Genomic DNA, 13,913 nt, shown 5'->3' with positions numbered 1-13,913 from the left:
CGATCTATGCGGCCTGCTTCTTCTTCCGCATCAGATCGGCAAACCGCTGGAACAGATAGTGCGAGTCGCGCGGGCCGGGCGAGGCCTCGGGATGGTACTGCACCGAGAACACCGGCTTGCCCTCGAGCGCAATGCCGCAATTGGAGCCGTCGAACAGCGAGATATGGGTCTGGGTCGCACCGGCGGGCAGCGTGGCCTGGTCCACCGCGAAGCCGTGGTTCATCGAGGTGATCTCGACCTTGCCGGTGGTCTCGTCCTTGACCGGATGGTTGGCGCCGTGATGGCCCTGATGCATCTTCATGGTCTTGGCGCCGACGGCGAGGCCGAGCATCTGATGGCCGAGGCAGATGCCGAAGGTTGGCGTCCCCGAGGCGATCACCTTCTGGATGACGGGCACGGCATATTTGCCGGTCGCGGCGGGGTCGCCGGGTCCGTTGGACAGGAACACGCCGTCCGGCTTCATCGCCAGGATATCCTCGGCCGCCGTCGTCGCCGGCACCACGGTCACCTTGGCGCCGACACCGGCGAGCAGGCGCAGGATGTTGCGCTTGATGCCGTAGTCGATCGCGACCACGTTGAACTCCGGCGCGGTCTGCAGGCCAAAACCCTTGCCCCACTCCCAGGGGGTCTCATCCCAGGTGAAGCGCTGGCCGGAGGTGACCATCGGCACCAGGTCCATGCCCTCGAGGCCCGGCCATTCGCGGGCCTCTTCCTTCAGGCCGTGCAGGTCGAACTCGCCGTTCCTAGCGTGCGCGATCACGGCGTTGGGCATGCCCTTGGAGCGGATCAGCGCGGTCAGCGCCCTTGTGTCGATGCCGGAAAGGCCGATGATGCCGCGCGCCTTCAACCACTGATCGAGATGCTTGGTGGCGCGGTAATTCGAGGGATCCGTGATCGCCGAGCGCAGGATCACGCCGCGCGCGCCGGGTGTCGCGGCCATGTTGACCGTCTCGATGTCTTCCTCGTTGGTACCGACATTGCCGATATGCGGGAAGGTGAAGGTGATGATCTGGCCGGCATAGGACGGATCGGTGAGGATCTCCTCATAGCCGGTCATCGCGGTGTTGAAGCAGACCTCGCCGACGGCGTGGCCTTCCGCGCCGAGACCGAAGCCTTCCAGCACGGTACCATCGGCGAGCACAAGGAGCGCGGTCGGTTTGTGGTCCGGCCAGGCGGGAGCGTTTTCGGGGGTTGTCATGAGCCCTTTAAATAGTCGCCGCACCCTGCGGCGTCAAAGCGAAAGGGCACGGATTCACACGGCAATACCCGCCGATTTGACAGGCCGGAACGGCCTTTTAATCTAATGTTCCTTGAAGCGGCCGTTTGCTTGCCGAAAATGACCCGGTCCGGAGCTCCCTCATGGACAATACGATGCCGATCCTGCTCGTCCCGGGCCTCATCTGCTCACCGCGGATTTTTGCCCCGGTCATCCCGGCGCTGTGGCGGTGCGGGCCGGTCACGGTCGCCAACCACGTCAGGGACGACAATATGGGGGCGATCGCCCGCCGGATCCTGGCCGAGGCGCCACCGCGCTTCGCGCTCGCCGGGCATTCGATGGGCGGCTACATCGCCTTCGAGATCATGCGCCAGGCGCCCGAGCGGGTCGCGAAACTGGCGCTGATGAGCACCCAGGCGAGGGCCGACACGCCGGAAGCAACCGCACGCCGCCGCGGCATGATGGAGCGTGCCAGAAACGGTCAGTACCGGAGCGTGGTTGACGAGCTGTTTCTGGGCTTCGTGCATCCGTCGCGGCAGGGCGATGCAAGCCTGCGCCGGATCGTTGACGACATGAGCGAGGACGTCGGCGCCGAGGCCTTCATCCGCCAGCAGAACGCCGTGCTCAGCCGGCCGGATTCGCGGCCGAGCATGGCCTGGATCAAGTGCCCGACCCTCGTGCTGACGTCGGATACCGACAACACCGTTCCGAACTTATTGTCGGACGAGATGGCCAACGGCATTCCCGGGGCAAAGCTCGTGGTGCTCGCCAATTGCGGTCACCTGCCGCAACTGGAGCAGCCGCAGGCCTGCGCCGATGCGCTGGTCGAATGGCTCAGGAGCTGATTGCCATCAGCCGCAATGAGCGGCTTTTGTCCACAATGGCAGGAGCACAAAGCCGACGATGGCAAGATCGAGCGGATAGAGAAACCGCTTGGTCGTTTGCGAGATCGGCTGTTGTCCCGGTCGTTGTATCTCGGGATAGACCGCGATCGGGTCGAAATCCTTGTCCCAACCGAGCCGGTAGGACAGCCAGGATACGAAATCGTAGGCCGGCACATACAGGAACGCGATCAAGAGGAAGCCGTTTGCCATCAGGCTGGGCCAGGAGGAGCTGATTTCCTGAGCAAAGCCCGGAAGCGTTGCGCAGGCGTAGGGGCCAAAACGGCTCGCCCACAGCAGCGCGAGACAGAACGCAAGTGTCGCGAGATGCTTTCCAGTTCCCATGCAAGTGCCTATATAGACTTGGAATCTACCGTGCGCCACGAGTTTGCGGCGCGGTCTTGAGTGAGGCGACAATGCTGCGCGACGACATCAATACGGCGGTCAAGGAAGCGATGAAGGCGAAGGACGAGCGCAAGCTCTCCACGCTGCGCATGGTCAATTCGACCATCAAGAACGCCGACATCGACGCGCGTGGGCAGGGCAAGCCGCCACTCTCCGATGCCGACCTTCTGAGCGTCCTGCAGAAGATGATCAAGCAGCGCCAGGAATCGGTCGAGCTCTACGACAAGGGCGGCCGTGCCGAGCTCGCCGCCCAGGAGCGCGAGGAGATTGCCGTGATCTCGGCGTACCTGCCGAAGCAGATGTCCGACGACGACGTGAAGGCCGCGATCGCGGCTGTTATCGCCGAGACCAATGCGGCCGGCATCAAGGACATGGGCAAGGTGATCGGCGCCCTGAAGGCGAAATATGCCGGCCAGATGGATTTCGGCAAGGCCAGCGGCCTCGTCAAGGCGGCGCTCGCGGGATAGCGGCGGAGGCTTCCGGTGTTTCGTGTTGCGGCGGACAGTCTGGAAGCCTACCTCGCCTTCGATCCCGGCCGGACCGCGGATCTCGAACAACTGCATGCGGTGATGCGGAAGGCCGCGCCTTCGCTCAAGCGGCACTTTCATGCGGGCACGCCGGCCGGTGAGGCCGGCATGCGCATGAACATGATCGGCTACGGTCAGTTTCGCTATGCGATCAAGTCCGGCAAGACGGCGGTCTGGCCGGTGATCGGGCTGGCGCTGCAGAAGAACTACATCAGCGTCTATGTCGCGGTGACCCGTAATGGGAAGCCGCTGGTGTCCTGTTACGCCGGCACGCTCGGCGAATTGCGGGCGGGCGGCAACAATTTCAGCTTCGAGGCGTTTGTTGATCTGAAGCCGCCAGCCGTTGCGGCGCTGTTCGCCGAGGCCGCCGATATCTTCAAGGCGGACAAGGAGAACCCGGTCCGCTACATGCAGGGCAGCTGAGATCAGTCCGCCAAGAAGGGGCGGGCGGCGCCATCGAGGTGGAAGTCCTGTATAAACTGGAGACAGGCCATGGCCGATCAGCAAGCTCCTTCCGGTCCGGATCTGACACAAGGCGTGGCACTCGCCGAATTCTCGGGCACGATGTTGCTCGGCCATGTCGGCGAGGAGGACGTGCTGCTGGTGCGTTCGGGGGCGGACATTTTCGCCATCGATGCGCATTGCAGCCATTACCATGGCCCGCTCGCCGACGGCTTGGTCGAGGGCGAGACCGTCCATTGCCCCTGGCATCACGCCTGTTTCGACATTCGCACCGGTGAAGCGACCGCCGCGCCCGCCTTCAACGCGCTCGCGGTCTGGAAGGTCGAGCGCGAGGGCGATCGCATCATCGTGCGCGAGAAGCGCGAGCAGCCGAAACCCCGCGTCAAGGGCTCGCGCGACGCGCCCGGCCGGATCGTCATCGTCGGCGGAGGCGCGGCAGGCTTTGCCGCCGCCGAGATGCTGCGACGGCAGGACTATCGCGGCAGCATCGTCATGCTGAGCGGCGAGACCGCGTCGCCGGTGGATCGGCCGAACCTGTCAAAGGACTTCCTCGCCGGCAGCGCGCCGGAAGACTGGCTGCCGCTGAAACCGGACAGTTTCTATGCTGACGCGGCGATCGATCTCAGACTCAGGACCGAGGTCCAGTCGATCGACGCCGGCCACCGTAACGTGGTGCTCGCCGGCGGCGAGGCGCTTCCCTATGACCGGCTGCTGCTGGCGACCGGCGCGGAGCCGCTACGCCTGCCGATCCCAGGCGCTGATCAGCCCCACGTTCACGTGTTGCGCACGCTCGACCATTGCCGGGCGATCATCGCCTCGGCCAGCGGAGCGCGCCGCGCGGTCGTGATCGGCGCAAGCTTCATCGGGCTCGAGGTTGCGGCCTCGTTGCGCGCGAGGGAGATCGAGGTTCACGTGGTCGGGCTGGAGCAGCGGCCGCTGGAGCGCGTGCTCGGACCTGAGATGGGCGATTTCGTCCGCGCGCTGCACGAGGAGCATGGCGTCGTTTTCCACCTCGGCGACACCGTGACCGCGATCGACGGCAAGCGCGCGCGCCTGAAGAGCGGGTCGGTGCTCGATGCCGACCTCGTCGTGCTCGGTGTCGGCGTGAAGCCGCGGCTGGCGCTGGCGGAGGGAGCAGGGCTCGCGATCGATCGCGGCGTGAAAGTGGACGCCTGTCTCGAGACCAGCGTCCCCGGCATCTACGCGGCCGGCGACATCGCGCGCTGGCCCGATCCGCACAGCGGCGAGAACATTCGGGTCGAACACTGGGTGGTGGCCGAGCGCCAGGGCCAGACCGCCGCGCGGAATATGCTTGGGCAGCGCGAGGTGTTCGATGCGGTGCCGTTCTTCTGGAGCCAGCATTACGACGTGCCGATCAACTATGTCGGGCACGCCGAGCAGTGGGACGAGATCGCGGTGGACGGCAGCATTGCCGGCCGGGATTGCATGCTCCGCTACACGCGCGGCGGGCGCGTGCTCGCGGTCGCGTCGATCTATCGCGACCGCGAAAGCCTTGAGGCCGAGATCGCAATGCAGCAGGCGGCAGCCTGACCGCTTTCCCCGCAGGGAGGGGTTTGTGGTCTGACGGCAATCGTCTACTCTGTAGCCATGCTTCAGGAAGCCAAAACCTACGACGAGCTCTACAGCAACTTCCGCTGGGAGGTTCCCGAGCGCTTCAACATGGCGACCGCCTGCTGCGACCGCCATGCCGACGGCACGGGCCGGCTTGCGTTGATCTATGTCGATGAGGATGGCCGGACCACGCGCACCTCGTTCGATGAGGTCGCAGACGCCTCGCGCCGCTTTGCCAATGTGCTGACCGCCGACGGCCTGGTGCGCGGCGACCGTGTCGCGGTGTTCCTGTCGCAGTCGCTCGAATTGCCGGTCGGGCATCTCGCGGCATTCCGCGCGGCGCTGATCTCGATCCCGCTGTTTGCGCTGTTCGGCGAGGATGCGCTCGAATTCCGCCTGTCGAACTCCGCGGCGAAAGCCGTCATCACCGATGAGGCCGGCTGGGAGAAGATCGCCAAGATCCGCGATCGCCTGCCCGAGCTGAAGAGCGTCTATATCGTCGGCGAAAAGACGCTGGCCGGTACCAAGTCATTCTGGAGAGCGATCAAGTCGGCGTCCCCGGAATTTGCCACCGTCGACACCTCGGCCGACGATCCCGCATTGATCATCTACACGTCGGGCACCACCGGTAATCCGAAGGGCGCACTGCATGCGCACCGCGTCGTGCTCGGCCATCTGCCCAATGTCGAGATGTGCCACAACTTCCTGCCGCGACCCGGCGACCTGATGTGGACGCCGGCCGACTGGGCCTGGATCGGCGGGCTGATCAACGGCCTGTTCGCGTTCTGGTACCATGGCATTCCGATGGTCGGTCACCGCGCCCGCAAGTTCGAGCCGCAGGCCGCGATGCAGATGATGGCCGAGCTCGGCATCCGCAACGTGTTCCTGCCGCCGACCGCGCTGAAGCTGATGCGGCAAGCCAATGTGAAAAATTCCGGCGTCAGGCTGCGCAGCATCTTCACCGGCGGCGAGTCGCTCGGCGGCGAGCTTTTGGGCTGGGTGCGCGAGACCTTCGGCATCGATGCCCATGAGGTGTTCGGGCAGACCGAATGCAATCTCGTGATCGGCAGCAATTCCAATCTGTTTCCGATCCGCCCGGGGTCGATGGGCCGCGCCACGCCGGGCTTCGACGTCCGCATCGTCAACGACAGAGGCGAGGAGCTGCCGCGGGGACAGCGTGGCATCATCGGCGTGTGCCAGCCGTGCCCCTGCACCATGATCGAGTACTGGCGCAATCCGGAAGCGACGCAGAAGAAATATGCCGGCGAATTCCTGCTGACCGGCGATCTCGGCGTGCAGGATGAGGACGGCTATTTCTGGTACGTCAGCCGCGAGGACGACGTCATCACCACCGCCGGCTACCGCGTCGGCCCGTCCGAGATCGAGCACACGCTGATGAAGCATCCGGCGGTCGCGATGTCGGCGGTGGTCGGCATTCCCGATCCGATCCGCACCGAATCGATCAAGGCCTGGATCGTGCTGCGGGCTGGCTATGCGCCGAGCGACGCGCTGGCGCGCGAGATCCAGGAGTTCGTCAAGGTCCAGCTCGCCGCCCACGAATATCCGCGCTTCGTGCAGTTCGCCGACAGCCTGCCGATGACCGCGACGGGCAAGGTGCTGCGGCGGGAGTTGCGGGCGCTGGGATAACTCTCCACCGTCGTCCCGGGCAAGCGAAGCGCGACCCGGGACCTATAACCACTGCCGTTTAATGTTGCGCGACGCTGTGGCCCCAGCGTGCTCCACCACGCAGGGCGGTGGTTATGGGTCCCTGCTTTCGCAGGGACGACAGGCGGGTATGTTCACGGCATCGGGATGCCCAATTCCCTCAGTGCGGCCAGCATGCGCTGCGGCGGCTGCATCGGGATCACCATGGCCTTGCCGGTCTCCACGAGGCTCTTCAGGCTGGAGAGGATCGCCGGCCAGCCGGTGCGGCCACCGGACAGGATGTCGTCGCTGATCGGGCGGTCATGCGATTGCAGCAAGGTCAGCTTCACGCCGTCGCCGGCCGGCTCGATCTCGTAGGTGACGAGCGTCGGCCCGAGCTTTTCGACGAGCTGCGGCCAGTTGACGTTGAAGGTGACGGTCAGCCGCTTCAGCGGATCGCACGCGATCACCTCGCCGGAGATGTGCAGCGCGCCGTCGGGCGTGCGCACGATGTAGGCGCCGCCGACCCGAAGATCGACCTCGACGGCGTTGCCGGAGAAATACTGCCGGCTCAATTCGGCATTCGTCAGTGCTTGCCATACCTTCTCCGGCGTGGCGGCGATGTAGATCACATAGACGATCGCCGGCTTGAATTTCTCGATGTTCATGTCCGCACGTGTCCTTCGATAGATTTTCATTGTCATTCGAAGCCGTCGATCCCGAGCGCGGCAGGCGGGATCGTGACCGCCTTGCCGGTCTCGAGCAGGCTCTTGAGCCCCGACAGGATCGCCGGCCAGCCCCTGGAAATGCCGTCGAGCAGTTTGCTGCCCGCGCCGAAGCCCTCATGGGTCACGGTCAGCTTCACGATCGCGCCGTGCGGCTCGAGCGTGAAGACCACCTTGGTCGCCGGCTCCTTGCGCATCTCCTCGTCGCGCACGTGCTTAAAGGTGTAGGCGAGGCGCCGCGGCTGATCGGCCTCGAGGATCTCGCCGGTGTCGGTGGTCTCGCCACCCATCACCAGCGCCAGCGGCGAGCCGACCTTCCAGTCCGATTGCAGCTCGGTGTCGAACCAGTACTGCCGGGTGAACGTGCTCGATGTCAGCGCCTCCCACAGCTTCTCCGGCGTGGTCTCGATGTAGGTCACGTAAACGAATTCGGGCTTAGGCATGGTAAGGCTCCCGGGCGCCGCTGGTGAGCAGGTCGGCCGGCAGTTCGCGCCCGGTCTCGAGGAAGCTCTTCAGGCTTGCGATGACCATCGGCCAGCCGCCAGAGATGTCGCGTAGCGTCCTCGGGCCGAGATTGTCATGCGTCATGGTCAGCTTGACGATCCCGCCGTGCGGCTCGATGTCGAAGGTCACGCACGAGACCTGCTCGCGCGCGGCGCCTTCCTTCACGACGTCCCAGCTGTAGGCGAGCCTCCTGGGCGGATCGGCGATCAGCACCTCGCCCTGCACGGCGCGGCGGCCGTCCTTGCTGAGATGGTGGGGCGAGCCGACCTTCCAGTCGGAGCTGGCGCGATAGCCGAACCAGAAGCGTTCGGTGAAGTCGCTCGATGTCAGCGCATGCCACAGCTTCTCGGCCGTGGTCTCGATATAGGTGACGTAGACGTAATCCGGCTTACTCATCACGCTTCTCCAATTGCCGTTTCAATTCGCTGAGCGCGGCGAGCTTCCCGCGCTCGAACTTCCTGATCCACCGCTCGCCGATCTGATGGATCGGGACCGGGTTGAGGTAATGCAGCTTCTCGCGGCCATGCCTGATCGTGGTGACGAGGTTGGCCTCCTCGAGAATCACAAGGTGCTTGGTGACGGCCTGACGCGTCATGTCGAGGCCGTCGCAGAGCTCGCCGAGCGTCTGCCCGTTCTGATCGTGAAGCCGGTCAAGCAGCGTCCGCCGTGAGGCATCCGCGAGGGCTTTGAAGACTTCATCCATGGGTCAGATAATAGGCAACCAAATGGTTGCATGTCAAGAGCGTGTGTTTGGGCGCCGCCGGATCGCATCGCAAGATGCGATCCGGGTGAGGGTACAGGTCTATCCACTTACACCGCCTGGCGGAGGGAGCCCCTCACCCCGACCCTCTCCCCGCAAGAGCGGGGCGAGGGAGCGGGGATGTTTCCATGACCGCCGCTCACGTGCATAATGACGACAAAGAAAGCAGAAGAGCCCATCATGTCCCTGCAAGCCTATTTCGCCTTCGTCGCCGCCTGCATCGCGCTGGCGCTGTTGCCCGGTCCGATCGTCACGATGGTGATCGCCAACGGGCTGCGCTACGGCACGCGCGCCGCGCTCACCAATGTGCTGGGCGCGCAGGTCGGGCTCGCGATCGTGATCGGCATCGTCGCGATCGGGCTAACCTCGCTGATGGCGACGATGGGCTACTGGTTCGACTGGGTGCGCTTTGCCGGTGCAGCCTATCTGGTCTGGCTCGGCATCAAGCTGATCCGCTCGCCGGTCGAAGGCGTCGGCACCGACGATCGGCCGCCGCCGCCGCGCGGCGGCTTCTTCCTGCAGGGCTTTCTGGTGCTGCTCTCGAACCCGAAGGTGCTGGTGTTCTTCGGCGCCTTCATTCCGCAGTTCATGGACATGGACAAGCCGCACATTCCGCAGGTGGCGCTGCTCGGCGTCACCTTCATGGCGACCGCCGTGCTGACCGACGCCGCCTACGCGCTGGCGGCCGGCCGCGCCCGAAAGTTTTTCTCCAAGGAGCGGACCCGGCTGATGTCGCGCATCTCCGGCGGCTTCATGATCGGCGGCGGCATCTGGCTGGCACTCACCCGCGCGCGCTGAGCCTGCGCGCTACGCCACAACCCGCTCGACCACGTCGCGGACGAGGCCCGTCAGCAGGTCGAGCTTGTATCCGGTCATCGTCAGCGGCCTGGCCCCCGATGTTGCCAGCTCGGCGGCTTGCGCGATGGTCGACGCATTGGCCGGCTGTCCCTGCAGCGCGGCAGCGCATGCCGTGAGCCGCAGCGGGACCGGGGCGATGCCGCCGGCCGTGATGTGGATCTGCTGGAACGTGCCGCCGGATAACACCGCCCGCACGCAGATCTCGACCAGCGGCCATTCCGCATATGAGCGGCTGATCGCGCGCTTGTAGAGCGCGCGCTCGCCGGCCAGCGGGACAGGGAGCTCGATCCGCTCGATCCGTTCGCCCGATGCGAGCAGATTGTCGACCGTGCCATTGCTGCCGTCGCCGAGCAGGTCTGAAATCGACAATCCGCTGCGCCGGTCCGTGGTGACCTTCGCATCATAAGCCAGCAGCGCCATCGCCATGGTCGATGGATGCGGCGCCACGCAAGGGCCGAGATCGAACGCGACGTGATAGAGATGATTGCCCGATCGCGCCGGACAGTTGGAGCCGCCCTTCTTGAGACAGGCGATCTGCGGATTGCGGAAATACCAGCAGCGCGAGCGCTGCGCGAGGTTGCCGCCGAGCGTCGCCATGTGCCGGATCTGCGGCGTGGCGAGGCCCTGCGCGGCCGCGGCGATGCCGGGATAGGCTTGCGCCAGCCGCGTATCGGATGCGATCGCCGCGATCGCGGTCAGGGCGCCGATGCGTGCCGCGCCGTCTGCACCCCACGCGACCCCGATCGTATCGGGACTGGCGGTGAGATCGATGATCGATCCGCACGACAGGCCGCTGCGGCGGCGCTCCGACAGGTCGGTGCCGGCGGCGCGGAATTCGGGCGCGGTGATGACGTCTGCGGTTGCGACGCTCATGCGGCATCCCTCCCTTTCAGCGCGGCGACGATGCGGTCGGGCCGGATCGGAATCTCGGTGAGGCGGACGCCGATCGCGTCGTGGATCGCGTTGGCGACCGCGGCCGAGGTCGGCACCGTCGACGCCTCACCGATGCCGACGCTGTTGCCGACCACATGGTCGAAGCCGGCTTCGTCGAAATGGACGTCGATCTCGGGCGTGTCGGCGATACCGGGGATGCGATAATCCTCCATTCCCGCGGTCAGGACGTCGCCGCTGGTCGGATCGAGCTCGCGCGCCTCGTAGAGCGCGTAGCCGAGGCCCTGGATCACCGCGCCGCAGGCTTGGCTGCGCGCCAGCGCGGGCGCTGCGATCTTGCCGACCGCGATGCCAGTGTGCACGTTGAGCACGCGGACATGGCCGAGCCAGGTGTCGACCTCCACCTCGATCACCTGCACCGAGCTCGGCACGCCGGCGCCGACCGCGATGTTCGAGAAGCGGCGCATCATCCAGCCGAACACCATGCCCATCAGGCCGACTTCGCGCAGCGGCGAGCGGATGCCAGGCGCGGTGTTCTTGCCGTCCTCGCCGCGCGTCTCCGTCACCGCGATGTCGGGCGAGCGCGCGATCAGCTCGCGCCAGGGCGCGTTCGAGCCGGGCACGGGCTTTCGTGTCGCCTGCTCGAGGATTGCGGCCTTCAGTTTCCGCACCGCCTGCAGCGTCGGCGGCATCACCGAGGCGGTGACGCGGCTGCCGCCGGAGCCCGGGCCTTCGGGCAGCGATGAATCGCCGATCCGCACGTCGATGTCAGCGGGCTCGAGATCGAACTCGCGCGCGATCGTGTCGGCGAGCACGCTGCGGGTGCCGGTGCCGATGTCCTGCGTCGCGGTGCTGGCGACGATGCGGCCGGCCTTGACCGCGACCTCGACCTTCACGTTGGGCTGCCAGAGATAGAGCCAGTAGCCCGTCGCCATCCCGATGCCACGGCGATAGCGTCCGTTCTGCGCCGGCTTGCGGTTGCGCCAGATCTCGAGCCCGGATGCCCAGTCGTAGAGCCGCTGGCGGTTGGGATCGGGATCCCAGCGCTTGCGCAAGGCGATCGGATCGACGTTGAGCCGCAGCGCGGCCTCGTCGATCGCCTGCTCCACCGCGAATGCCATCGGCGGACCGCCGGGGCCGCGGAAGGCCGCGCCGGGCGGCAGATTGCTGATGACGTCGAAATCCGAAAGGTCCTTCGCCTCGGCCGGATAGATCAGCCGCGCGAGGCCCGCGATGGTCGAATTGGTCGCGGCGCCCGTATCGGCGTGCGCGGTGACCGAGAGCGCCTTCAGGCTGCCCTTGTCGGAGGGCAGCAGCGCGACCTTCAGCTCCGCGGCCGGACGATAACCGGCGACGGACAGCTCCTCCTGCCGATCGTAGGCGACCCGCACCGGCGCCTTCGCCTCGCGCGCGAGCTCGATGGCGGCGATGGTCTCGACGCCCAGGCTCGCCTTCGACCCGAAGCCGCCGCCGACGTGATCGGCGATCACGCGGACCTTGTCGTGATCGAGCTTGTAGCGTTTTGCGATCTGCTCCTTCAGATGAAACACCTGCTGGGTCGAGGCGTGCAGGGTCAGCCGGTCGCCGTCGAAGCGCGCCACCGCAGCATGCGGCTCCAGGCACGCGTGCTGCTGCGTGGCGGTGCGGAAGGTGGCTTCGACCAGCAGGCGGTTGTTGGCCTGGCGCGCCTCATCGACCCAGTTGCGGGCCTTCTTGGCGCGCGTCGAGAATACCGCGGTCGGCCCGCGGATGTTCTGCTTCCATGGTGCCGGCCCGCCGGCCGCCTCCGAGACATTGCCGGCCCGCTTGCGGCTCGCTTTGTCGAACACCACAGGCGCGCCGTCCTTGCGCCCGGCGTCGAGGCCGACCACCGCGGGCAGCCGTTCGCTGGTCAGCTTGATCGCAGCCAGCGCGGCCAGCGCGGACTTGCGGTCGCGCGCGGCGACCGCGGCAATCGGCTCGCCGACATAGCGCACGATACGGTCGTCGCCGAGCAGCGACACCGCGGCGACACCGGCGAGCGCGCGCGCCGGTGCCAGATCGAGCGCGGTGATGCGGGCATGCGCCTCGCGCGAGCGCAGGATCAGGCCTTCGAGCTGGCCGTCATGGTTGATGTCGACGGTGTATTTCGCCGCGCCCGTCACCTTGTCGCGCGCCTCGATCCGCGGCGCTGTGACATTGTCGCCGTCGAAGCGGCCGGCGCAGGCATCCGCCACCGCACGAAAGATCCCGTCATAGGCGCCGCAGCGGCAGAGATGGCCCGACAGCGCCGCGCCGATCTCCTCGCGCGACGGGATTGCGGTTCCCCTGGTCGCGCGCCAGTTGTCGCAGAACGCGGTTGTTTCCACGATGAAGCCGGGCGTGCAGAAGCCGCATTGCAGGGCATCATGCGCCATGAACGCCTTCTGCACCGGATGCAGCCCAGCGGCGCCGATGGCCTCCACCGTCGTCACCGCTTTGCCGGCCGCGGCGTGCGCCGGCATCAGGCAGCTTGCGACCGGCGCGCCATCGACCAGCACCGTGCAGGCGCCGCAGACACCGGCGCCGCACACGAGCTTGGTGCCGGTGAGCTTGAGCTGGTCGCGCACGATGTCGATCAGGAGTGCGTCGGGATCATCGGGCAGGGATTCGACGCGGCCGTTGACGGTCGTCGTGGTCATGACTGTCCTCCAGTTGTCTTGCGTGTTGGCTTCTTGCGGATTGCCGCCTTCCTGGCGGGCGGCTGTGGTGATTTCGGCACCGCGCCCGCGCACAGCGTCCGCACCATAGTCGCCATGTCCTTCAGGAACGCGTCCGCCGGCTGCATTGCCGGATATTGCGACTTCGCTGCGTACATCGACATTTCGACCAGCCGCGCGAATTCGGCCGGCGAGAGATCCTGCGGCAGCGACAGCTGCTGCCGGCGCACGACCCGCGAGATCGTTGCGACCATGCGCTCCGCATAGCGTGCGGCATAGGTCTGGTAGAGGTCGCGCGCGTGCACGAGGTGCTCGGAATACAATTCCTCGAGGTGCGGCGAGCCGTCCAGCGATCCGATCATGGTCGACATCCGCGCGGTCATGCCCGCGGCGAGAATGTCGCCGAGATTGCCGCCCGCCGTCTCCGCCTCGGCAATGGCCGCGTCCTCGGCCGCGATCGCGCTCTCATGCACGCGCTCGATCACGGCGCGGAACAAAGCTTCCTTGGATTCGAAGTGATGATAGAGCGCCTGCCGCGTCAGGCCGGCCGTTTCGGCGACCTGCTCGATCGAGGAGCGGCGAAAGCCGTGCCGGCGGAAAACCAGCATGGTGGCATCGAGGATGCGGGTTTTCGGTCCCATTTGACGATTTTGACAAACATATAAAAACTGTCAAATCGCGATTTGGTGAGGGTAGTGCTGGAGCCCACGATCACCATTCCGCGAGGCCGCCGCGCCGCCTGCGCCCGTGAACCGCATCACGGATGGTCGCGTCCAAGTTACGTAGAGCT

Annotated in this window: 15 protein-coding genes; 6 read left to right on the top strand and 9 right to left on the bottom strand. The window is 66.1% G+C overall.

Annotated features, from left to right (window positions below; translation table 11 throughout):
- Positions 1–4: 4 nt before the first annotated feature.
- Positions 5–1,198 carry a glutamine-hydrolyzing carbamoyl-phosphate synthase small subunit gene (gene carA / locus AC066Y_RS29850; protein ID WP_478276984.1) on the bottom strand — a complete coding sequence of 398 codons (1,194 nt, stop codon included), beginning with the start codon at positions 1,196–1,198 and terminating at the stop codon, positions 5–7.
- A gap of 161 nt (positions 1,199–1,359) precedes the next feature.
- On the opposite strand from carA, the gene AC066Y_RS29845 reads away from it, so the two are divergent.
- Complete coding sequence (locus AC066Y_RS29845) at positions 1,360–2,061, top strand: alpha/beta fold hydrolase (protein WP_478276983.1); 702 nt, start codon at positions 1,360–1,362, stop codon at positions 2,059–2,061.
- Positions 2,062–2,067: 6 nt separating this feature from the next.
- Here AC066Y_RS29845 and AC066Y_RS29840 read toward each other — a convergent pair whose 3' ends face one another.
- Positions 2,068–2,442: a hypothetical protein gene (locus tag AC066Y_RS29840; RefSeq protein WP_173638490.1), complete on the bottom strand. Its 375-nt coding sequence runs from the start codon at positions 2,440–2,442 to the stop codon at positions 2,068–2,070.
- A gap of 71 nt (positions 2,443–2,513) precedes the next feature.
- Between AC066Y_RS29840 and AC066Y_RS29835 the strand changes: the two genes are divergently transcribed.
- The 4 genes from AC066Y_RS29835 to AC066Y_RS29820 all read left to right on the top strand — a co-directional run bounded on the left by AC066Y_RS29835 (position 2,514) and on the right by AC066Y_RS29820 (position 6,710).
- Positions 2,514–2,969: a GatB/YqeY domain-containing protein gene (locus AC066Y_RS29835; protein ID WP_092124143.1), complete on the top strand. Its 456-nt coding sequence runs from the start codon at positions 2,514–2,516 to the stop codon at positions 2,967–2,969.
- A gap of 15 nt (positions 2,970–2,984) precedes the next feature.
- Positions 2,985–3,452 (top strand): hypothetical protein, encoded by a 468-nt coding sequence (locus tag AC066Y_RS29830; RefSeq protein ID WP_478276982.1) that lies wholly within the window; start codon positions 2,985–2,987, stop codon positions 3,450–3,452.
- A 69-nt stretch (positions 3,453–3,521) separates the two neighbouring features.
- The gene (locus AC066Y_RS29825) at positions 3,522–5,042 is read left to right on the top strand and encodes an FAD-dependent oxidoreductase (RefSeq protein WP_478276981.1); all 1,521 of its coding nucleotides are present in this window, start codon (positions 3,522–3,524) and stop codon (positions 5,040–5,042) included.
- Positions 5,043–5,099: 57 nt separating this feature from the next.
- Entirely contained in the window at positions 5,100–6,710 is a 1,611-nt protein-coding gene (locus AC066Y_RS29820) for an acyl-CoA synthetase (protein WP_478276980.1), read from the top strand.
- Between the two features lie 152 nt (positions 6,711–6,862).
- Here the strand turns inward: AC066Y_RS29820 and AC066Y_RS29815 are convergent, their stop codons facing one another.
- The 4 genes from AC066Y_RS29815 to AC066Y_RS29800 are packed head-to-tail and all read right to left on the bottom strand — an operon-like array spanning position 6,863 to position 8,639.
- Positions 6,863–7,375: an SRPBCC family protein gene (locus tag AC066Y_RS29815; protein ID WP_478276979.1), complete on the bottom strand. Its 513-nt coding sequence runs from the start codon at positions 7,373–7,375 to the stop codon at positions 6,863–6,865.
- A gap of 32 nt (positions 7,376–7,407) precedes the next feature.
- On the bottom strand, positions 7,408–7,875 hold the full coding sequence (locus tag AC066Y_RS29810) for an SRPBCC family protein (protein WP_478276978.1): 468 nt from the start codon (positions 7,873–7,875) through the stop codon (positions 7,408–7,410).
- Positions 7,868–8,332, bottom strand: coding sequence for an SRPBCC family protein (locus AC066Y_RS29805; RefSeq protein ID WP_478276977.1), 465 nt, complete (start codon positions 8,330–8,332; stop codon positions 7,868–7,870). Before AC066Y_RS29805 ends, AC066Y_RS29810 begins: the two co-directional genes overlap by 8 nt.
- Entirely contained in the window at positions 8,325–8,639 is a 315-nt protein-coding gene (locus tag AC066Y_RS29800; protein ID WP_028333124.1) for an ArsR/SmtB family transcription factor, read from the bottom strand. The genes AC066Y_RS29805 and AC066Y_RS29800 overlap by 8 nt, the downstream gene beginning before the upstream one ends.
- 237 nt (positions 8,640–8,876) lie before the next feature.
- On the opposite strand from AC066Y_RS29800, the gene AC066Y_RS29795 reads away from it, so the two are divergent.
- Entirely contained in the window at positions 8,877–9,494 is a 618-nt protein-coding gene (locus AC066Y_RS29795; RefSeq protein WP_456758807.1) for a LysE family translocator, read from the top strand.
- 9 nt (positions 9,495–9,503) lie between these two features.
- On the opposite strand, the gene AC066Y_RS29790 is transcribed toward AC066Y_RS29795, so the two are convergent.
- The 3 genes from AC066Y_RS29790 to AC066Y_RS29780 are packed head-to-tail and all read right to left on the bottom strand — an operon-like array spanning position 9,504 to position 13,764.
- The gene (locus AC066Y_RS29790) at positions 9,504–10,427 is read right to left on the bottom strand and encodes an FAD binding domain-containing protein (RefSeq protein ID WP_478276976.1); all 924 of its coding nucleotides are present in this window, start codon (positions 10,425–10,427) and stop codon (positions 9,504–9,506) included.
- Entirely contained in the window at positions 10,424–13,105 is a 2,682-nt protein-coding gene (locus tag AC066Y_RS29785) for a molybdopterin-dependent oxidoreductase (protein WP_478276975.1), read from the bottom strand. Before AC066Y_RS29785 ends, AC066Y_RS29790 begins: the two co-directional genes overlap by 4 nt.
- A complete protein-coding gene (locus AC066Y_RS29780; RefSeq protein ID WP_478276974.1) occupies positions 13,102–13,764 on the bottom strand; it encodes a TetR/AcrR family transcriptional regulator in 663 nt (220 codons plus the stop codon). The genes AC066Y_RS29785 and AC066Y_RS29780 overlap by 4 nt, the downstream gene beginning before the upstream one ends.
- Positions 13,765–13,913 lie beyond the last annotated feature (149 nt).

The organism is Bradyrhizobium sp. USDA3010 (assembly GCF_056429065.1).
The sequence above is the reverse complement of the archived record's forward strand: the minus strand, read 5'-3'. Positions and strand labels throughout refer to the sequence as shown.